The 20033-nt window shown below is 64.6% G+C and carries 17 protein-coding genes and 1 pseudogene; 14 read left to right on the top strand and 4 right to left on the bottom strand.

What is annotated here, in order from left to right; genetic code table 11:
- Positions 1-63: 63 nt before the first annotated feature.
- Entirely contained in the window at positions 64-843 is a 780-nt protein-coding gene (gene gloB / locus AC3WL2_RS18910) for a hydroxyacylglutathione hydrolase (RefSeq protein WP_102683693.1), read from the bottom strand.
- Positions 844-927: 84 nt separating this feature from the next.
- Between gloB and AC3WL2_RS18905 the strand changes: the two genes are divergently transcribed.
- The 4 genes from AC3WL2_RS18905 (at position 928) to AC3WL2_RS18890 (ending at position 5481) form a co-directional block, all read left to right on the top strand.
- Complete coding sequence (locus AC3WL2_RS18905) at positions 928-1701, top strand: methyltransferase domain-containing protein (protein ID WP_038706475.1); 774 nt, start codon at positions 928-930, stop codon at positions 1699-1701.
- A gap of 13 nt (positions 1702-1714) precedes the next feature.
- Positions 1715-2161, top strand: a complete 447-nt coding sequence (rnhA, locus tag AC3WL2_RS18900; protein WP_023629443.1) for a ribonuclease HI — start codon at positions 1715-1717, stop codon at positions 2159-2161.
- Positions 2162-2342: 181 nt separating this feature from the next.
- On the top strand, positions 2343-3098 hold the full coding sequence (gene dnaQ / locus AC3WL2_RS18895) for a DNA polymerase III subunit epsilon (RefSeq protein ID WP_102683692.1): 756 nt from the start codon (positions 2343-2345) through the stop codon (positions 3096-3098).
- Positions 3099-3240: 142 nt separating this feature from the next.
- Positions 3241-5481: an Orn/Lys/Arg family decarboxylase gene (locus AC3WL2_RS18890; protein ID WP_102683691.1), complete on the top strand. Its 2241-nt coding sequence runs from the start codon at positions 3241-3243 to the stop codon at positions 5479-5481.
- Here the strand turns inward: AC3WL2_RS18890 and AC3WL2_RS18885 are convergent.
- Entirely contained in the window at positions 5465-5683 is a 219-nt protein-coding gene (locus AC3WL2_RS18885; protein WP_028690532.1) for a hypothetical protein, read from the bottom strand. The two genes, AC3WL2_RS18890 and AC3WL2_RS18885, sit on opposite strands and share 17 nt — an antisense overlap.
- 158 nt (positions 5684-5841) lie before the next feature.
- On the opposite strand from AC3WL2_RS18885, the gene AC3WL2_RS18880 reads away from it, so the two are divergent.
- The gene (locus AC3WL2_RS18880) at positions 5842-6402 is read left to right on the top strand and encodes an NADPH-dependent FMN reductase (protein ID WP_102683690.1); all 561 of its coding nucleotides are present in this window, start codon (positions 5842-5844) and stop codon (positions 6400-6402) included.
- Between the two features lie 70 nt (positions 6403-6472).
- Here the strand turns inward: AC3WL2_RS18880 and phnX are convergent, their stop codons facing one another.
- Positions 6473-7300, bottom strand: a complete 828-nt coding sequence (gene phnX, locus AC3WL2_RS18875; protein ID WP_102683689.1) for a phosphonoacetaldehyde hydrolase — start codon at positions 7298-7300, stop codon at positions 6473-6475.
- Between the two features lie 34 nt (positions 7301-7334).
- Entirely contained in the window at positions 7335-8441 is a 1107-nt protein-coding gene (locus tag AC3WL2_RS18870; protein ID WP_102683688.1) for a 2-aminoethylphosphonate--pyruvate transaminase, read from the bottom strand.
- Positions 8442-8554: 113 nt separating this feature from the next.
- On the opposite strand from AC3WL2_RS18870, the gene AC3WL2_RS18865 reads away from it, so the two are divergent.
- From AC3WL2_RS18865 to AC3WL2_RS18825, 9 genes and pseudogenes are all read left to right on the top strand, one after another.
- Entirely contained in the window at positions 8555-9418 is an 864-nt protein-coding gene (locus tag AC3WL2_RS18865; RefSeq protein WP_102683687.1) for a LysR substrate-binding domain-containing protein, read from the top strand.
- A gap of 57 nt (positions 9419-9475) precedes the next feature.
- Positions 9476-10519 (top strand): AraC family transcriptional regulator, encoded by a 1044-nt coding sequence (locus AC3WL2_RS18860; RefSeq protein ID WP_102683686.1) that lies wholly within the window; start codon positions 9476-9478, stop codon positions 10517-10519.
- Between the two features lie 49 nt (positions 10520-10568).
- Positions 10569-11171, top strand: coding sequence for a hypothetical protein (locus tag AC3WL2_RS18855; RefSeq protein WP_102683685.1), 603 nt, complete (start codon positions 10569-10571; stop codon positions 11169-11171).
- 68 nt (positions 11172-11239) lie between these two features.
- Complete coding sequence (locus tag AC3WL2_RS18850; protein WP_256582603.1) at positions 11240-11365, top strand: hypothetical protein; 126 nt, start codon at positions 11240-11242, stop codon at positions 11363-11365.
- Between the two features lie 93 nt (positions 11366-11458).
- Positions 11459-15916 (top strand): NEL-type E3 ubiquitin ligase domain-containing protein, encoded by a 4458-nt coding sequence (locus AC3WL2_RS18845; protein WP_102683684.1) that lies wholly within the window; start codon positions 11459-11461, stop codon positions 15914-15916.
- 124 nt (positions 15917-16040) lie between these two features.
- Complete coding sequence (locus AC3WL2_RS18840) at positions 16041-17687, top strand: AMP-binding protein (protein WP_102683683.1); 1647 nt, start codon at positions 16041-16043, stop codon at positions 17685-17687.
- Positions 17688-17699: 12 nt separating this feature from the next.
- Positions 17700-18467 (top strand): SDR family NAD(P)-dependent oxidoreductase, encoded by a 768-nt coding sequence (locus AC3WL2_RS18835; protein WP_102683682.1) that lies wholly within the window; start codon positions 17700-17702, stop codon positions 18465-18467.
- A gap of 17 nt (positions 18468-18484) precedes the next feature.
- On the top strand, positions 18485-19678 hold the full coding sequence (locus tag AC3WL2_RS18830) for an acetyl-CoA C-acyltransferase (RefSeq protein ID WP_046854831.1): 1194 nt from the start codon (positions 18485-18487) through the stop codon (positions 19676-19678).
- An 8-nt stretch (positions 19679-19686) separates the two neighbouring features.
- Positions 19687-20033 (top strand): annotated as a pseudogene (locus tag AC3WL2_RS18825) (acyl-CoA dehydrogenase); the annotation flags it as partial.

The following is a 20033-nucleotide window of genomic DNA, read 5'->3' as shown; positions in this document are numbered from 1 at the left end:
TTCTAGAAACCGCTCCCCGCCGGGTCAACCATCGGGCCTATGATGCGATATATCTTGGGGTTATCAGAACACGTCCTTCCAAGACCTCAAGGCAGCAAAAACAGTGGCTTGGCTGGGGTTGGAATGTCCCTTCCATTCGTCTGCTTTTTGTTTAACGAATGTTTCAGCGGTGCGCAAAAACGGGTTGGTCAGGCGCTCCAGGCCAATGTTGGAGGGCAAGGTGATGCGATTGTCGGCGCGCAACCGGGTAACGTCCTCGAACCGTTGGCGAACGTGTTCATTGTCGGGTTCCACGGCACGGGCGAATCGCAGGTTGCTCAGAGTGTATTCGTGGGCGCAGTACACTTCGGTCGCGGCGGGCAGGGCGGCCAGGCGTTGCAGCGAATGGTGCATCTGCTCGGGCGTGCCTTCGAACAAGCGGCCGCAGCCGGCGGCGAACAGGGTATCGCCACTGAACAGTAGCGGTGTGGGCGATTGCGCAGTGTAATAGGCGATGTGCCCCAGGGTGTGGCCGGGCACGGCCAGGACCTCGAATGCAAGGCCCAGCACCTCGATGCGGGCGCCGTCTTCCAGAGCGATATCGCGGCCCGGGATAGGTTCGCTGGCCGGGCCGTACACCCGGGCGCCGGTAGCCTGTTTCAAGGCTTCGACGCCGCCGACGTGGTCATGGTGGTGGTGGGTGACGAGGATTGCCTGCAATGCCCAGTCCGGGTGCTGCTCTAGCCACGCGCGCACCGGCCCGGCGTCACCGGGGTCGACCACTGCGCAGTGGCGATTGGCAGTATCCTGTAACAACCAGATGTAGTTGTCGTTGAAAGCGGGTAGGGCATCGATCTGTATCATGTGCGGATCCGTATCGCCAAGCCTGGACATTGAGGGCATCTTAGCCGCGATGGCGCGAGCGGAGAACCTTCGAGGGAGAACGCAATGACCGACCAAGCCTTCGCCCAGGCCGACCCCGACTGGGTCGAGCTGATCCGCCTGGCCCGCGACTGGTTCGATGGGCCTCTTGGGCAGTTGATGCTCAAGGAAGAGGAAAAGTTGCTCGAAGAAGAGCTGCGGCGCTTCTTCGGTGGCTACCTTGTGCACTACGGCCCCTGCGCCGAACCTCCGCCCAATGCCCCGCAGGTGCAGCGCAACGTGCGCCTGGGCGCGCCGCTGCCGGGGGTGGAGATCGTCTGCGAGGAGCAGGCCTGGCCGCTGTCGGAGCACGCCGCCGACGTGGTGGTGCTGCAGCATGGCCTGGACTTCAGCCTGTCTCCCCACGGGCTGCTGCGTGAGGCCGCCAGTTCCGTGCGCCCGGGGGGGCACCTGCTGATCATCGGGATCAACCCCTGGAGCAGTTGGGGCGTGCGCCATTTCTTCAGCCACGGGGCCTTGCGCAAGGCCCGTTGCATCTCGCCGTCGCGGGTTGGCGACTGGCTCAACCTGCTGGGCTTCGCGCTGGAGAAACGCCGCTTCGGGTGTTATCGTCCGCCGCTTGCCTCGCCGGCCTGGCAACAGCGCCTGGCTGGCTGGGAGCGCGTGGCCGGGGGCTGGCAAACTGCCGGCGGCGGTGTCTACCTGCTGGTGGCGCGCAAGATGGTGGTGGGCCTGCGGCCGTTGCGTCTGGAGCGCCGCGAGCCGATGGGCAAGCTGCTGCCGCTGCCGCTGGCCAAGGTCAACCGCAGCGCCACCCATCCCGAATCCGAAAAGCACTGAACATGAGTGGTACATGAGCGATAGCGTCGAGATCTACACCGATGGTGCCTGCAAGGGCAACCCTGGCCCGGGCGGCTGGGGTGTGCTGATTGTCTACAAGGGCGTCGAGAAGGAATTGTGGGGCGGCGAGCGCGAGACCACTAACAACCGCATGGAGCTGATGGCGGCGATCGAGGGCCTCAAGGCGCTCAAGCGCGAGTGCGAGGTGCTGCTGACCACCGACTCGCAGTACGTCATGAAGGGCATCAACGAGTGGATGGTCAACTGGAAGAAGCGCGGTTGGAAGACCGCGGCCAAGGAGCCGGTGAAGAACGCCGACCTGTGGGTGCAGCTCGATGAGCAGGTCAACCGGCACAAGGTGACCTGGAAGTGGGTCCGTGGGCATATCGGCCATCCGGGCAACGAGCGGGCCGACCAGCTGGCCAATCGTGGGGTTGATGAGGTTCGCGCGCAACGTTGATTGTGTTGCGGGCAATCGCGGGGCAAGTCGGGTCGCCGCATCGCCGCTCCCACGAGATGACTGCTGGCTGCGTGGGAGCGGCGATGCGGCGACCCGACTTGCCCCGCGATGACCGCAAAACGGCCCCGATTTCGTTATACTCCCACCCCCGAATTCAAGCACCGCCAGTTGGAGTCCCCGCGTGGAGCAGCAGCAAGACAAACGGTTCGTCATCCTCGACACCGAGACAACCGGCATGCCGGTGGCCGAAGGCCACCGCATCATCGAGATCGGTTGCGTCGAGGTCGTGGGCCGGCGCCTGACCGGGCGGCACTTCCATGTCTACCTGCAGCCCGACCGCGAGAGTGACGAGGGCGCGATCAACGTCCACGGCATCACCGACGCTTTCCTGGTCGGCAAACCGCGTTTCGGCGATGTGGCCGAGGAGTTCTTCGAGTTCATCCAGGGCGCCACCCTGGTCATCCACAACGCGGCGTTCGACGTCGGCTTCATCAACAACGAGTTCGCCCTGATCGGCCAGCAGGATCGTGCCGATATTTCGCAGCATTGCCCGATCCTCGACACCTTGATGATGGCGCGCTCGCGCCACCCGGGGCAGCGCAACAGCCTCGATGCCCTGTGCAAACGCTACGGCATCGACAACTCCGGCCGTGAGCTGCACGGCGCACTGCTCGACTCGGAACTGCTGGCAGACGTCTACCTGGCGATGACCGGTGGCCAGACCAGCCTGTCGCTGGCGGGCGAGGGGGCGGGCGACGAGGAAGGGCAGGGCGGTACCGGCAGCGAGATCCGTCGTATCGTCGGGCGTGCGCCGGGGCGGGTGATCCTGGCTAGCGAGGAAGAGCTCGAGGCCCATGCCGAGCGGCTGGCGGCCATCGCCAAGTCGGCGGGTGGGCCGTCGATGTGGCAGGCATTGACCGAGCCAGCCGCCAGCTGACTCGAAGGCAGGCCCGGCCCATCGCTGGCAAGCCAGCTCCCACAGGGAGCGCATCCAGCGCTGCACCTTGTGAGTCGGCCTGGCGATGACAGCATCACACTCGACTACCCTGAGGGAAATTACCCGCAGAGGTAGCCGCCCGATGTACAAGGACCTGCAGTTCCCGATCCTCATCGTCCACCGGGCCATCAAGGCCGACAGCGTCGCCGGCGAGCGGGTGCGCGGCATTGCCGATGAACTGGCGCGTGACGGCTTCGCCATCCTTGCCGCCGCCGACCAGGCCGAAGCGCGGCTGGTGGCTGCCACTCATCATGGCCTGGCCTGCATGCTGATCGCCGCCGAGGGCGTCGGCGACAACAGCCGCCTGCTGCAGAACATGGCCGAGCTGATCCGCCTGGCGCGGCTGCGGGCGCACAACCTGCCGATCTTCGCCCTGGGCGAGCAGGTCACTCTGGAGAATGCCCCGGCCGAGGCCATGGGCGAGCTGAACCAGCTGCGCGGCATCCTCTACCTGTTCGAAGACACCGTGCCGTTTCTCGCCCGCCAGGTGGCCCGGGCCGCGCACAACTACCTCGATGGCCTGCTGCCGCCGTTCTTCAAGGCCCTGGTGCAGCACACCGCGCAATCCAACTACTCCTGGCACACACCGGGCCATGGCGGTGGCGTGGCCTACCGCAAGAGCCCGGTGGGGCAGGCCTTCCATCAGTTCTTCGGTGAAAACACCCTGCGCTCGGACCTGTCGGTCTCGGTGCCGGAGCTGGGCTCGCTGCTCGACCACACTGGCCCGCTGGCCGCCGCCGAGGCACGGGCGGCACGCAACTTCGGCGCCGACCATACCTTCTTCGTCATCAATGGCACCTCCACCGCCAACAAGATCGTCTGGCACGCCATGGTCGGGCGCGGTGACCTGGTGCTGGTGGACCGCAACTGCCACAAATCGGTGGTGCATGCGATCATCATGACTGGCGCCATTCCTATCTACCTGTGCCCGGAACGCAACGAACTGGGCATCATCGGGCCGATCCCGCTCAGTGAGTTCAGCCCGGCGTCTATTCAGGCGAAGATCCAGGCCCATCCGCTGACCCAGGGAAAGCCTGCAAAGATCAAGCTGGCCGTGGTCACCAACTCCACCTACGACGGCCTGTGCTACCACGCCGGGATGATCAAGCAAGCCCTGGGTGCCAGCGTCGAGGTGCTGCACTTCGACGAGGCCTGGTTCGCCTATGCCGCCTTCCATGAGTTCTTCGTCGGCCGCTATGCCATGGGTACGCCGCGTGGCGATGACGGGCCGCTGTTGTTCAGCACCCATTCCACCCACAAGCTGCTGGCGGCCTTCAGCCAGGCCTCGATGATCCATGTGCAGGACGGTGCCAGCCGCCAGTTGGACCGTGACCGTTTCAACGAAGCATTCATGATGCATATCTCCACCTCGCCGCAATACAGCATTCTCGCTTCGCTGGACGTGGCCTCGGCGATGATGGAAGGCCCGGCGGGGCGTTCGCTGCTGCAGGAGATGTTCGACGAGGCCCTGAGCTTTCGCCGGGCGCTGGCCAACCTGCGCGAGCACCTCGCCGCCGATGACTGGTGGTTCAGCATCTGGCAGCCGCCGACGGCGCAGGCCGGCGAGCTGCAGGCGGCGGACTGGCTGCTGCAACCGGGGGCGCAGTGGCATGGCTTTGGCGGGTTGGGCGACGACTATGTCTTGCTCGACCCGCTCAAGGTCACCCTGGTGATGCCGGGCGCCGCTGGTGCAGCGGAGGGCCATGGAATTCCCGCGGCAGTGGTGGGCAAGTTTCTCTGGGAGCGCGGGCTGGTGGTGGAAAAGACCGGCCTGTACAGCTTCCTGGTGCTGTTCTCGATGGGGATCACCAAGGGCAAGTGGAGCACGCTGCTCACCGAGCTGCTGGAATTCAAGCGCCACTACGACGCCAATACCGCCCTGGCCGACTGCCTGCCCAGCGTGATGGTGGAGCAGCCGTCACGCTACCAGGGGCTGGGGCTGCGCGACCTGTGCCAGCAACTGCACGGTTTCTACCGTGGCAATGCCACATCCAGGCAGCTCAAGCAGCTGTTCACCCGTTTGCCCGAGGTGGCGATGACTCCGGCCGGGGCCTATGACCGGATGGTGCGCGGGGAGGTGGAGGCGGTGCCTATCGAGCATCTGCTGGGCCGGGTCGCGGCGGTGATGCTGGTGCCCTATCCACCAGGAATCCCGTTGATCATGCCGGGCGAGCGCTTCACCGAGGCGACCCGTTCGATCCTGGTCTACCTGAACTGCGCCCGGGCCTTCGACCAGGGTTTCCCAGGCTTCGTCGCCGACGTGCACGGCCTGCAGCGGGAAGGGCAGTTGTATACGGTGGACTGCGTCAAGGAATGCGAATGATCTCGACGCCGGTCTGGGCCAGCTCGAAACGGTCGTCGCCCAGGTGATTGACGCGGTCGCCGATAGCCAGGCGATAGCTGGTAACCGGCGCGCCGAGGGTGCTGCCGTCGGCCTGGAGGGTGGACTCCTGGAACTCGTGGACCGGGTAGATACGGCCTTCGGCGTCGCGGGCGTGGAACTGGCCGACCATTACTGCTGCCATTTAGGTGGAAACCTCTGAATCGTGTAGGAAATGTCTGTAGACATAGACCAGTGAAACGCCCGGGAAGTTTTCAGCCGAATGGAAAAAAACCGCGAAGCCGAGGAACGGTCATCTATAACTAACTGGTCCCATTCCCAGAGCAGAGGTTGCAAAACGCCATGAGCCAGGTCTATTCGGTAGCGGTCGTCGTCGGCAGCTTGCGCAAGGACTCCTACAACCGCAAGGTGGCCCGCGCGCTGTCTGAGCTGGCGCCGTCCAGCCTTGCCCTGCGAATCGTCGAGATCGGCGATCTGCCGTTGTACAACGAAGATGTCGAGGCCGAGGGCGCCCCTGAGGCGTGGAAACATTTCCGCGACGAGATCCGCCGCAGCGACGCGGTGCTGTTCGTCACGCCGGAATACAACCGTTCGGTGCCGGGGGGGTTGAAAAATGCCATTGATGTAGGATCGCGTCCCTATGGGCAGAGCGTGTGGGCTGGCAAGCCGGCGGCGGTGGCCAGCGTGTCGCCGGGGGCGATCGGCGGGTTTGGTGCCAATCATGCGGTGCGCCAGTCGCTGGTGTTCCTCGATATGCCGTGCATGCAGATGCCCGAGGCTTACCTCGGTGGGGCGGCAACGTTGTTCGATGACAGTGGCAAGTTGAGCGACAAGACCCGGCCGTTCCTGCAGGGGTTCATCGACAAGTTTGCCTCGTGGGTGAAGCTTAACCGGTCGGTCTGAAGATGCCTCATCGCCGGCAAGCCGGCTCCTGTGGGAGCCGGCTTGCCGGCGATGGCCATCACGCGGACGATCAGCAAGCCTGCGGCATCTCCCCCTTGGCCAACCGCCGGTTGATATCGGCGATCACCTCGGGCAGCTCGTTGATGGTGTCGATCAGGTAGTGCGGGCGCGACCCTGCAAACATCGCGTGAATACGCTTGCGCTCGCTCTCCAGCTTTTCCGCGCTCAAGGCCTGGTAACCTTCCCAGGTCAGCCCCAGGGCATTGCCCGAGCACACCAGCGCCACGGTCCACATCCCGGCGCGGCGGCCTTCGAGAATGCCCGGCACGGTGTCGTCGACCTTCACGCAGGCCGCCACATCGTCGATCCCCAGGGCGATCACGTTGGCCAGGGCCTGGGCCGGCCATGGGCGGCCGTTCGGGGTTTCGTCGGTGGCCACCACGTGGTCGGCGACGTAGCCATTGCGTGCCGCCAGCTCCACCACCTTGTCCATCACCACTTTCGGATAGCCCGAGCAGGAGCCGATCTTCAAGCCTCCCTTGCGCAGGCCGGTAAGGGTGTCCAGCGCGCCGGGGATCAGCGCCGAGTGCAAGGCGATCTTCTCGATCTGCAGCGGCATGAAGCGTTCGTAGATGGCGGTGACGTCATCATCGCTCGGCGTGCGGCCAAACACCTTGCGGTAGCGCTCGGCGATCTCCGGCACGTCGCACAGGGTACGGATATGGTCCCATTTGCCCATGCCCATCGGCCCACGGGCCTCCTCGATGGACACCTGAACGTCGAACTCGGCGAAAGCCTCGACGAAGATCTGCGTGGGGGCGAACGAGCCGAAATCGACCACGGTGCCGGCCCAGTCGAGGATGGCGGCTTGCAGCTGGGTAGGGTTGCTGTAGTTCATGTGCGCAGTTTCCTTGAATTGGGTAGGCAGAAGATCAGATGTCCAGTACTTCCATTTCCCGCAGCACCTCGGCCACGGCGTTCACGGCGGCCTGCATGCCCTCGGCGCCGACCACGCCGATGCAACCGACACGGAAGGTCTCGACCTGGGTCAGTTTGCCGGGGTAGAGGATGAAGCCCTTGGCCTTGACCCGCTCGTAGAAGTCCTTGAACTGGTAGCGCGCATCGTTTGGCGCGTGGAAGGTGACGATGATCGGTGCCTGGATTTCGGCGGGCAGGAAACTCTGCAGGCCGATTTTTGCCATGCCGTCGAGCAGGGTCTGGCAGTTGTCGGCGTAGCGCTGGTGGCGGGCGGGCAGGCCACCCTCTTCGTTGTATTGCTGCAGCGCTTCGTGCAGGGCGGCGACCACGTGGGTCGGCGGGGTAAAGCGCCACTGGCCGGTCTTGGTCATGTAGGCGTGCTGGTCGTGCAGGTCCATGGCCAGGGAGTGGGCATTGCCTTCGGCGGCGGCCAGGGCGGTTTTTTCAGCGAAGACGAAGCCCATCCCGGGTACGCCTTCCAGGCACTTGCCGGAGGCGGCGATCAGCGCTTCGAAGGGAATCTTGCGGGCGTCGATTGGCAGTGCGCCGAACGAACTCATCGCGTCGATGATCAGGCGTTTGCCATGACGCTTGATCACCTGGGCGATCTCTGGCAGCGGGTTGAGGATGCCGGTGCTGGTCTCGCAGTGGATCAGTGCCACGTGGGTCACGGCGGGGTCGGCGGCCAACAGGCGGTCGACGTCCGCGGCGGTGGTTGGCTGGTCCTCGGCGGTCTCGAAGGTGCTGTACGCGCGGCCCAGTACCTTGCAGATCTTGGCCAGGCGTTGGCCGTAGGCGCCGTTGATCAGCACCAGTACCTTGCCGTCCCGGGGTACCAGGGTGCCGATGGCGGCCTCGACGGCGAAGGTGCCGCTGCCTTGCAGGGGCACGCAGTGGTGGGTGGCGCTGCCGTCGAGGATGGCCAGCAGCTGCTCGCACACGCTGGCGGTCAGTTGGTTGAAGTCGCGGTCCCACGAGCCCCAGTCCACGAGCATGGCCTGGCGGGTGCGGATCGAGGTTGTCAGTGGACCGGGGGTCAGCAGGATCGGGGCGTTGCTCATTCCGTGGTTCCTCACTTGCGGTGGGCTGGAAGCTAGTGGGGCTAGGTTGCAATTCACCGTGTCATCAATCAAATTGTTTGTAGATATGCCAGCCATAAGTCAGGCCGATAGATATGAACCTGTTCCAGCTCCGTGCCTTCGATGCCGTCGCCCGCGAGGGCAGCTTCACCCGTGCCGCCGAGCGCCTGTTCATCAGCCAGCCGGCGGTGACCGGGCATGTAAAGGCGCTAGAGGAGCATTACCAGATCACGTTGCTGCGGCGAACCGCACGGCGGGTCGAGCTGACCGAGGAGGGTACGCGCCTGGCGGCCATCACCCGAGCCATGTTCGGCCTGGCCGAAGAGGCCCAGGCCATGCTCGAGGCCAACCGGCAGTTGCTCACCGGGCGGCTGGAAGTTGCCGCCGACGGTCCGCACCGAGTCATGCCCATGCTGGCGCAACTGCGCGAGCGTTACCCGGGCATCACCGTCAACCTGCGCCTGGGCAATGCCCAGGAAACCCTGGCCGCGTTACTGACCGAACATGCCGATGTGGCGGTGTTGACCGAGATCGAGCCACGCAAGGGGCTGCACCTGCAGAGCCTCTGCCAGTCGCGCCTGTGCGCCCTGCTGCCGGTGGGGCATGCCTGGGCCACGGCCACCGATGACTTGCCGCTGGCCGAGCTGGACAAGCAGATCATGGTGCTGCGCGAACCCAGCTCGACCACTCGCCGCACCTTCGACAAGGCTTGCGCCGATGCCGCGGTGCAGCCGCGGGTGCTGCTGGAGCTGGACAGCCGCGAGGCGGTGGCCGAGGCCGTGGCGGCCGAGCTGGGTATCGGTGTGGTGTCGTCCACCGAGGTGGCACATGACCCGCGGGTGGTGGCGCGGCCATTGAGTGGCGCCGGCCTGGTCAACCAGCATATGGTCGGTTGCCTGGAGCGGCGCCGGGAGCTGCGCCTGATCCAGGCGTTCCTGGGCCTGGCGGCCGGCGTGTGATAGCTGTTTACAGCGGTGCGGCCTAAGATGGCCGGCAATGTGACGACAGGACGGTCGATGAGCGAGAAAGACACCATCTCCATGCAACTGGTGCGCGAGGCGCTGTTGCAGACCTGCCCGGCGGGTGCCGATACGGCATTGTTGGCGCGTGCCGGTATCGATGCCGGCCAGCTTGACCTGCCCGAGGCGCGTGTCGGCGCCGAGGCCTATGCCCGGCTCTGGCGCCTGCTGGCGCGGCGCTGCAACGATGAGTTCTTCGCCATGGATCCGCGCGGCCTGCGCAGTGGCAGCCTGGCGTTCCTGTGTCGGGCGAGCATGGCACAGCCGACCCTGGCCGCTGGTATCGAGACCGCGTTGGCGTTCCTTGGCCTGATGCTCGAGGACCTGCAGCCAAGCCTGGTGCGCCAGCAGGGCCTGGCCGAAATCGTCATCAACGAGCCGCGTGACGCGCCACGCCGGGCCTTCACCTACTTCACCTTCTGGATGATCGTGCACGGTGTGGCCTGCTGGCTCGCCGGGCGCCGCATCCCGATCCTGGCCATCGAGTTGCGTTGTGCCGAGCCGCTATTCTGCGACGACTATCGGGTGATGTTCTCGGAAAACCTGCAGTTCGACCGGCCGCGCACGCGCATGATCCTCGCCGCCGATTGCCTGGACCTGCCGTTGCGCCGCCACCCGGAGGAGTTGCAGCGGTTCCTCGCCGAAGCACCGGGCAACATCCTGGTCAAGTACCGCGACCCGGCAAGTCTGGCCCGGCGCCTGCGCGGTGACCTGCGTGGGCGGGACCCGGCCAGCTGGCCGGATGCCGAGGGCCTGGCCAGCGACCTTTGCATGTCGGTATCGACCCTGCGCCGTCGCCTTGCCGAGGAAGGGCAGACCTACCAGGGGCTCAAGGACAGTGTTCGCCGCGAACTGGCCATCGCCTGGCTGGCCGACCCGGCCGTCGGGCTGGGCGATATCGCCCAGCGCCTCGGCTTCGCTGACAGCAGTTCGTTCTACAAGGCGTTTCGCAAGTGGTTTGGTTGCAACCCTGGGCAGTACCGCACGGTGGCGTTGGGACATGAGGGTTCCGGGGGCACGGTTCCTGCTGCCGAATCCTGAGCGAATTGCGCAGAGTCGGGGCTTTCTGACCCCGACATGGAATTCCAGCATGACTACACCCGCAGTCGCCTCGAAGGAGGCGGCTCGTACCGCCAAACTGGCACATGCCACTGACGACTTTATCGCCGAGCACCTGCCAGCCTGGCTCAAAGGCGCCGGCGCAAGCGCGATCAACCGGCTGCGTGACAGTGCCCGGGCGCATAGAGCGACCCAGACACACCTGGCCACGGCCTTCGAAAAAATCGAACCGTTGGATTTGTTCGTGGCACGTAAGCTGCCATCCGAAGTCATTGCGCCTCTGGAGCTGACGCAGAACCTGAAGCATCTGTACTGGCGCGAGGGCCACGGCACGTTGCACCGGCCGCAAAACCCGCTTGATTTTCCGAGGATCGAGCTTCAGACCGTCCAGGAGCCCTTGCAGCAGCGCATGCTGCGCAACTTCGAGGCTAACGCCAGTTTTTTCGAAGGCACGGGCTTGCCGCCGGCAGAGGGCGAGAGCGTGCGTCTTGGGTTGGCGCGTCGGCTGTTTCGCCCGGAGCGGGTCGAACACCAGGCACGCCTGCATATGCAGCGGCTCGCGGCGCGGTATGCGCGTAACGTTCCGAACGGCGCAGGGCTCGCGGTCGATGAGGTCGAGGTCAGTCTGGCCTAGCGCAGTTCGAACAGGTCGAGCAGCCATTCTGGGCACGTGAGGAGCAGCTCTATGACGGGCGCCACGCATTGGCCCATGGTGCTTATCTGGAGCAGAGCGTGCAGCTGTCGGGCGAACGCCAGCAGGCGGTCGCGGCGCTGGTCCTGCGCCTGACCCTGCAAGCCTTGGCGGCTGGTGAGGGGCGTCCTTACTGAGCCTGCGCGTACTTTGCCTGGGCGCTTTCCCTCTGCCTTGGCGAGGGATCTGGCGCCATCGTGGCGCCTCCGATCACCCAGGAGGCGTCAAGGATGAACCAGCACCACCAAACCCCATCAACGGCGATTCAAGCAAGGGGCGTAAATCCAACCGATGACTTTATTGCAAGTCGTTTGCCTGACTGGCTGGCCAGGGCTTCACGTGGACAGATCAGGGCGCTGCGAGACCGCTTTGCCCGGCACCGGGAAAGTCAGGAGCGACTGCGCCAGGCCACGCTTGAGCTGATACCGCTGCAGCAGTTCGCCAAAGAGAAAAACGCTCCCCTGTTGCCGGCGGCGTTGAACATCGATCAATTGCAGTGGCGGGAAGTGGTACTGCGCAACACCAGCCGTTTTCCGAATCTGCAGATGCCCCAGATAGAGCTTGGGGAGCGTGTGCAGCCTGCCTTGCTGAGGCTGATGCAGAACTTTCATGAAGGTGCGGATTTCTGGACAGGTACGGGGCTGGTCGATGCTGGGACCAACCAGTTGGTTTACGACCGGCTCGACACGTTGGTTCACGCTGTCCGCCAGCTCGACGCGGGCCAACAGTATCAGGCCTTGCTGGACAGGGTGCTTGGCGCGGCACGCCAGGAACTGGTCCAGGACAAGCGTGATGGCCTGGCGTTGGCCACCGAGATTGCGGCATTGAAAGGGCAGGTCAGCCCTCACGAGCAAATCGTCCTGCGGGCGCTGGCCAAGGGCGAAGAAGCACATGGCAGCAATCTGCATGGTTATGCGGGGGCGCTCAAGGTTCTTGACCAGACCATCGTTGATGCAGTGGTCATCGTCCTGCGCGATGTCGACGGTCAGGACGCGGGGGTCATCCTGTACCTGCCCAGCGATCCGGAACGGGCACTGCGCAGCTTTGCGTCGCGCAAGGCACTGAGCGACGAGTTGGTGAGGCAACTGCGTCAGAAGGCTTACCGCCAATCTTTCAGCCGCCTGGTCAGTCTCAAGGAGCGCGCCGAGTTCCTGTCCACCCTCGAGCTTCGATTGAAGGATGATGAAACGGACCTGCAGGTCGAAGGCTACACACTTTCGAGCAATATCTTCGATGAGGTGGTCGCGCAGCAGATCGAGCGGGTCAAAGCTGATGCCCGGCTGCTCCTGGTACCGACAGCGCAAGCCAGCCAGCTGGCTGCGCAGCGCAGGCTCGACACCTGGAAGTCAGTGGGACTGGGTTTGTTCAACCTGGCGGGGTTCTTCATTCCGGAGGTCGGCGCCTTACTGCTGGGTCAGTTCGTCGTACAGACCTTGGCGCAGGTCTACGAAGGGGCTATGGACTGGCACCACGGTCATCAGCACGAAGCGCTGAACCACATGCTCGGGGTTGCCGAGAACGTGGCGGTCGGAGCTGTGGTTGGGGTGGGCGCAGGTCTGGTGCGCAGCGCGTTCGTCGATGAACTTGTGCCCGTCAGTGTGCAGGGTGAGCATCGGCTGTGGCATGACGACCTTGAGGTTTATGCCGTGCTGCGAGATGAGGAATCGTTGCAGGAAGATGGACTGTACGGCGTTGGTGAACATCGTCTGATGCGCGATGGCGGGCGATTCTATCAGGTCCATCGAGAGGGACCTTCACGGTCTTGGCGTCTGCGCCACCCCTTGCGCGAGGGTGGCTATGGCCCGGTTGTCGAGCACAACGGCGAGCGGAGCTGGATGCTGCGCCAGGAGCATCCGCTGCAATGGAACGACAGCAGTAGGATGCTGAACAGCCTCTGGGCGCTGGCCACACCTTTCGATGCCAACCAGGCAGAGCAGATCCTGCTTTGTTCCGGCATCGATCAGGACGAGTTGCGGGGATTGCTGGTGGAAGGGCGTCGGGTACCTTTCAATCTGCGCGACACGTTGCAGCGCTTTGAGGCTCATGCGCGTATCGGAACATTCTTCGCGCACCTGCAGCGTGATGCGTTGTCGCCCGAGGAAGGGGCGTTGTTGCAATGGTGCCGGACGCGGGCAGGCCTGACAGGCCAGGGCACTGCATTGCGTTCGATGTTGTTGCGCGAGGCACCGACCCTGCGTCGCCAGATGTTCGCGTACCTGACCCAGTCTGATGTGCCGGACGACCCGCTCCTGCTCTTGGTGAGTCGGGACTTTCCAGGATTGCCTGACCTGTACGCGCGGGAAGTCGTCAGCCAGGTCAGCGATGCGCAGCGTTCGATCGCAACCCGCACACAACGTCTCCCATTGGCCTTGGCCAGCCGGGCGCGGACCCTGCTGCGCCTGGCTAGTCTGAACAGAGCGGTTGAAGGTCTGTACCTGCCGGAGGCCTATCATGACAACAGTGGGCATTTGCTGTTGGCGTCATTGCGCACGCTGCCCGAATGGCCGCGTGACGTTGATCTGGAGTTGCGCGACGGCGCCGTCGATGGGCGCATCATCGCGCAGGTTTTTCCCGAGGTCACCGGAACGCGACGCTTCAGGTTGTTGCATCAGCAGGGTGCGTTCTCGCTCTACGACTCGCTGGGTGAACCGGTACCGTTGGGCATGGGCAGGAACGCCGACGTTTTCGATGCAATCATGGGCGTGCTGACGGAGGACCATCGGCAGGCCTTGGGCAGCCTCTCACGTGAACAACTGCGCCAGCGTTTGCTTGAGCACTTGCCCTTTTCGCGCGAGGGCCTGGCCGATCTGCTGGAGCTACCGCACGCAGCCGGCTGGGTCAATCCTGGCCACCGGCTAGCGGATGGCCGCGTAGGTTACCTGCTCAGTGGGCGCGCGGGCAGTGGCAGCAGTCCCCGGCAGCGCATGCTCGATCGGTTGCGCGGGATCTATCCTGGGCTTGATGAGCAGCAGCTCGAGCCGGAATATGAGCGGCTGTTGCGTCTTGAGGGGCCGATTTTTCAACACCTGGCCAACCTGGAGGACGACGCGGAGCAGTTGAATGTACACCTGAACCGATGGGTGGACGCGGAGCTGAATCCCGCCCGGCAGGTGATACGCGAGCGTTTTGCCATGCAGATGCGGCGGGCCTGGCGGCTACAAGGGGAACCGATACAGGCCGTGGCCGGGCAGCCGGCCGGGCAGCGCTTGAGCCTCATCAACCTGCGGGTGACCACATTGCCGCAACTGCCGGCTCAGGTGGATTTCTCAAGGATTACCGTGTTGACATTGGCCGAGGGGACCCTGACCGGTGTACACGAGGAGTTTCTGCATTGTTTCACTGCCTTGCGTGAGCTGAATCTGAGCAGCAACAGGCTGTTGCAAGTCCCTCGGGGCCTCGCCTACCTGATCGAATTGCGCCGCTTGCGGCTGGCGCACAACAATATTCGGCTGGACCGCATCGGCCTCGATGCGCTCAATGGGCTGCCCAACCTGACCCATCTTGACTTGAGCTACAACCCCTTGGGTGCCTATCACTTCCGCTACAACCAGCTGTCGCACCTGGTCGAGCTGAATCTGCGTCATACCCGCCTGATCGAGTGGCCGTCTGGCATCGAGCTTTGCGAAGGGCTTGAGCGGGTGGACCTGCGTGACAACGAACTGGCCACGGTTCCCCCGGAAATCCTGGCCATGCCCAATGTTTTCCGACGTGCCTTCCTGGTGCGCGGCAACAACTTGCGCAGGCGCGATATCCATGGCTTGTACGCCCTGGATCTTATCCAGGAGCATCACCATCTGCCGCAAGCGCGGCGGTTGGTCGACCCGGTGCAGACGCGCGCCGCCTGGATTGCTTGCGCGGACGAGGCCGTCCGCAATGCCAGGGCCACGCAATGGGACGCGCTGCAGGTCATGCCGGGCAGTGAGGGCCTGTTCACGCTGCTCGGCCATCTGCTGCATACGGCCGATTACAGCAATGCCCGGGCGGTGCTGGAGCAGCGTGTCTGGCGACTGCTTGGCGCATTGCAGGGGAACAGCGATCTGCGCAACAGGGTGCACGGCCTGGCAGCCCTGGAACTGAGCTGCGAAAACAGCGTTGCCGATCGATTCAGCGATCTCCTCATCCAGCAAGTCATCGACGCCGCGGAACGCAACACGGCGCAGGCGCGAGGCGATGAACTGCTGGCATTGGGGCGTGGCCTTTTCCGCCTGGAGGAGGTCGAGTGGTTCGCCCGCCGGGACATCATGGCGCGTATCGCTGTGGACAATGATGTCGACCAGATCGCAACTGCGCTGTATTACCGTGTGCAACTGCGGCAGAGACTGTCGTTGCCGGAGCAACCCCACTCGATGCTGTATGCCGACGCCGCCGCAGTCGACGTCGATCAGATCGAAGCAGCGTTCCAGACCGTGCGCGTGGCTGAATCACCCATGGGCCTGGCCGAGAGCCTCAGTCACCGGCTGTTTTGGCAGCGCTATCTGCGTGAGCGTCATCGACCCGTGTTCGACGCGTTTGATCAGGTGTACGCCACTCGACGTTCGCTGTTGCAGAGCCGTCAGGCGCAGCTGTCGGCGTTGGAGTACAGCCAGTTGCTGGACAGCCTGGAAATCGACAGGGCCTCGGACGAGCACGCGCAGATGCTGCAACTGACCCGCGAGTTCCTCATGGGGCGCGAGCGTGGGCGGGGCTGAGCCAGGCCACGGCCAAACCGGTCATCGCGATTGACAGCTTTGGCCATTGCCGCGCCTGATGCGTGGCGCGAACATCGTCGGACTGATGGTTCAACTCCAAAAACAAGAAACCAGGAGTCCGACGATGCGCGATTATGCCGAGGCCGCTCGCTCGTTCGACCATGCCCGGGCCGCCGATGCGGCGCTGCATGGCAACCTCGAGGCCCTCAACGCCTGTGTCGAATGCTGCGACCGGCACACCGGCGGCGACCAGCCCGCCCTGATCTGGGAAGACCGTGACGGTAACGGTGGGCGTTACAGTTTCGACCAGTTGCAGGGTATGGCGAGCCGCCTGGCCAATGTGCTCAAAGGCCAAGGGGTCCAGGCCGGCGACCGGGTCGCCGGGCTGATGCCGCGTACGCCCGAATTGCTGGTAACCATCCTCGCCACCTGGCGCCTGGGTGCGGTCTACCAGCCGCTGTTCACTGCATTTGGCCCCAAGGCCATCGAGCACCGCCTCGAGCAGTCCCATGCCAGGGTGGTGGTCACCGATTGCAACAACCGGCCCAAGCTCGATGACGTGGCGGATTGCCCGTTCATCATCACGGTCGGGGCAGGCAATGGCGAGCTGGATTTCCACCGGGCGCTGGAGGCTGCGAGCAGCGTCTGCGAGCCCGTGATGCGCCGCGGCGACGATCCGTTTCTGCTGATGTTCACCTCCGGCACCACGGGCCCAGCGAAGCCGCTGGAAGTGCCATTGCGGGCCATCGTCGCCTTTCAGGGCTACATGCGCGATGCCATTGGCTTGCTTCCCGAGGACAACTTCTGGAACCTGGCCGACCCGGGCTGGGCCTACGGCTTGTACTACGCGGTCACCGGACCGCTGTCACTGGGCCATGCCACCACTTTCTACGATGGACCGTTCAGCGTGGAGAGTTGCGCACGGGTCATCGACAAGCTCGGCATCACCAACCTGGCCGGTTCACCCACGGCCTACCGCTTGCTGATCGCCGCAGGCAGCACCTTCTCGGCGCCGATCAAGGGCCGCCTGCGGGTGGTCAGCAGCGCTGGCGAGCCACTGAACCCCGAAGTGATCCGCTGGTTCGCCGGCGAACTGGGGGTGACCATCCACGACCACTACGGCCAGACCGAGCTGGGCATGGTGTTGTGCAACCATCATGAACTCAAGCACCCGGTGCACATGGGGTCGGCCGGCTTCGCCATCCCCGGCCACCGCATCGTGGTGCTCGATGAGCAGGGCAACGAACTGCCCGCCGGCCAGCCCGGCATCCTCGCGGTGGATCGTGAGCAGTCGCCGCTGTGTTGGTTTGCCGGCTACCACGGGCTGCCGACCAAGGCGTTCGTCGGCAAGTACTACCTCAGTGGCGACACGGTCGAACTGAACCCGGACGGCAGCATCAGCTTCGTCGGCCGCAGCGACGATGTGATCACCACTTCCGGCTACCGGGTCGGGCCGTTCGACGTGGAGAGCGCGCTGATCGAACACCCGGCGGTGGTCGAGGCGGCGGTAATCGGCAAGCCCGACCCGGAGCGCACCGAGCTGATCAAGGCCTTCGTGGTGCTCGGCCAGGGCTATCAAGGCAGTGCCGAGCTGGAGGAAACCCTGCGCCAACACGTGCGCCAGCGCTTGTACGCCCACGCCTACCCGCGTGAAATCGAATTCGTCGGCGAGCTGCCCAAGACCCCGAGCGGCAAGCTGCAACGCTTCATCCTGCGCAATCAGGAAATCGCCCGACAACAAGCCGCGCAGCCGATCGCTGCGGGCGCCTGAAGGAAAATCACCATGCAAATCCAGAACAGACACTTCATCGTCAGCGGCGCAGCCTCGGGCCTGGGCGCCGCCACCGCGCAGATGCTCATCGAGGCCGGCGCCGAGGTCATGCTGGTCGACCTGAATGCTGCGGCAGTTGAGGCCAAGGCCGCCGAGCTGGGCACAAATGCCCGATTCGCGGTGGCCGACATCAGTGACGAACAGGCGGCCAAGGCGGCCGTCGATGCCGCCGTCAGCGCCTTCGGCAGCCTGCATGGTCTGGTCAACTGCGCTGGCATCGTCGGTGCCGAGAAGGTCCTCGGCAAGAACGGCCCGCACGCCCTGGGTAGCTTCGCCAAGGTTATCAACGTCAATCTGATCGGCAGCTTCAATCTGCTGCGCCTGGCTGCCGCGGCCATGGCCGAGGGGCAGTCGGACGAGGGCGGTGAGCGTGGCGTGATCATCAACACGGCCTCCATCGCCGCCTACGATGGGCAGATCGGCCAGGCGGCCTATGCCGCCTCCAAGGGCGCCATCGCCAGCCTGACCTTACCGGCCGCCCGTGAGCTGGCGCGTTTTGGCATCCGTGTGATGACCATCGCCCCAGGCATTTTCGAAACCCCGATGATGGCCGGCATGACCGAGGAAGTGCGAGCCTCGTTGGCTGCCGGGGTGCCGTTCCCGCCACGCCTGGGCCGCCCGCAGGAATACGCGGCACTGGCCCGCCACATCATCGAGAACAGCATGCTCAACGGCGAGGTGATCCGCCTCGACGGCGCGCTGCGCATGGCTGCCAAGTAAGGTAAGGAGCAAAGAACATGACCCTCGCCAATGATCCGATCGTTATCGTCAGCGCCGTGCGCACGCCCATGGGCGGCCTGCAGGGCGACCTCAAGAGTCTGACCGCCGCGCAGCTGGGCAGCGCGGCGATCCGTGCCGCCGTCGAGCGCGCCGGCATCGATGCCGCCAGCGTCCAGGAAGTATTGTTCGGCTGTGTGCTGCCGGCTGGCCAGGGCCAGGCTCCGGCGCGCCAGGCGGCACTCGGCGCCGGGCTCGACAAGCACACCACCTGCACCACGCTGAACAAGATGTGCGGCTCGGGCATGCAGGCGGCGATCCTGGCCCATGACCAGTTGCTCGCCGGCAGCGCCGACGTCATCGTCGCCGGTGGCATGGAGAGCATGACCAATGCCCCGTACCTGCTGGACAAGGCCCGCGGCGGCTACCGCATGGGGCACGGCAAGATCATCGACCACATGTTCATGGATGGCCTGGAAGATGCCTACGACAAGGGTCGGCTGATGGGCACTTTCGCCGAGGACTGCGCGCAGAACGGTGCATTCAGCCGCGAGGCCCAGGACAACTTCGCCATCGCTTCGCTGACCCGGGCGCAGGACGCCATCAAGAATGGTCGCTTCGCTGCCGAGATCGTCCCGGTGGAAGTCACCGAGGGTAGGGAAAAGCGCGTTATCAAGGATGACGAACAGCCGCCGAAAGCGCGCCTGGACAAGATCCCGCAGCTCAAGCCGGCGTTCCGTGAAGGCGGCACCGTCACTGCGGCCAACTCCAGTTCGATCTCCGACGGTGCTGCGGCGCTGGTGCTGATGCGCCGCTCCGAAGCCGAGAAGCGTGGCCTGAAACCTCTGGCGGTGATCCATGGTCATGCGGCTTTCGCCGACACCCCGGCGCTGTTCCCGACAGCCCCCATCGGTGCCATCGACAAGCTGCTGAAACGCACCGGCTGGAACCTTTCCGAGGTCGACCTGTTCGAGATCAACGAGGCCTTCGCCGTGGTCACCCTGGCGGCCATGAAGCACCTCGACCTGCCCCACGACAAAGTCAACATCCATGGCGGCGCCTGCGCCCTGGGCCACCCGATCGGCGCCTCGGGCGCGCGTATCCTGGTGACCCTGCTGTCGGCCCTGCGCCAGAACAACCTGCGTCGTGGCGTGGCGGCCATCTGCATAGGCGGTGGCGAAGCGACGGCCATGGCCGTCGAATGCCTGTACTGAGGTGAATCATGCTGGTAACTGACGAGCAACAACAGATCGCTGACTCAGTGCGGGCGTTTGCCCAGGAGCGGCTGAAGCCGTTCGCCGAGCAGTGGGACAAGGAGCACCGCTTCCCCAAGGAGGCCATTGAGGAAATGGCCGAGCTTGGCCTGTTCGGCATGCTGGTGTCGGAGCAGTACGGTGGCAGCGACACAGGATATGTGGCCTACGCCATGGCTCTGGAAGAGATCGCCGCCGGCGACGGCGCCTGCTCAACCATCATGAGTGTGCACAACTCGGTGGGTTGCGTGCCGATCCTCAAGTTCGGCAGCGAGGCGCAGAAGCAGCAGTTCCTCGCGCCCCGGGGCCGCCGCGC

The organism is Pseudomonas sp. FW305-96 (assembly GCF_058783825.1).
This window is presented reverse-complemented; position numbering and strand designations above follow the sequence as displayed.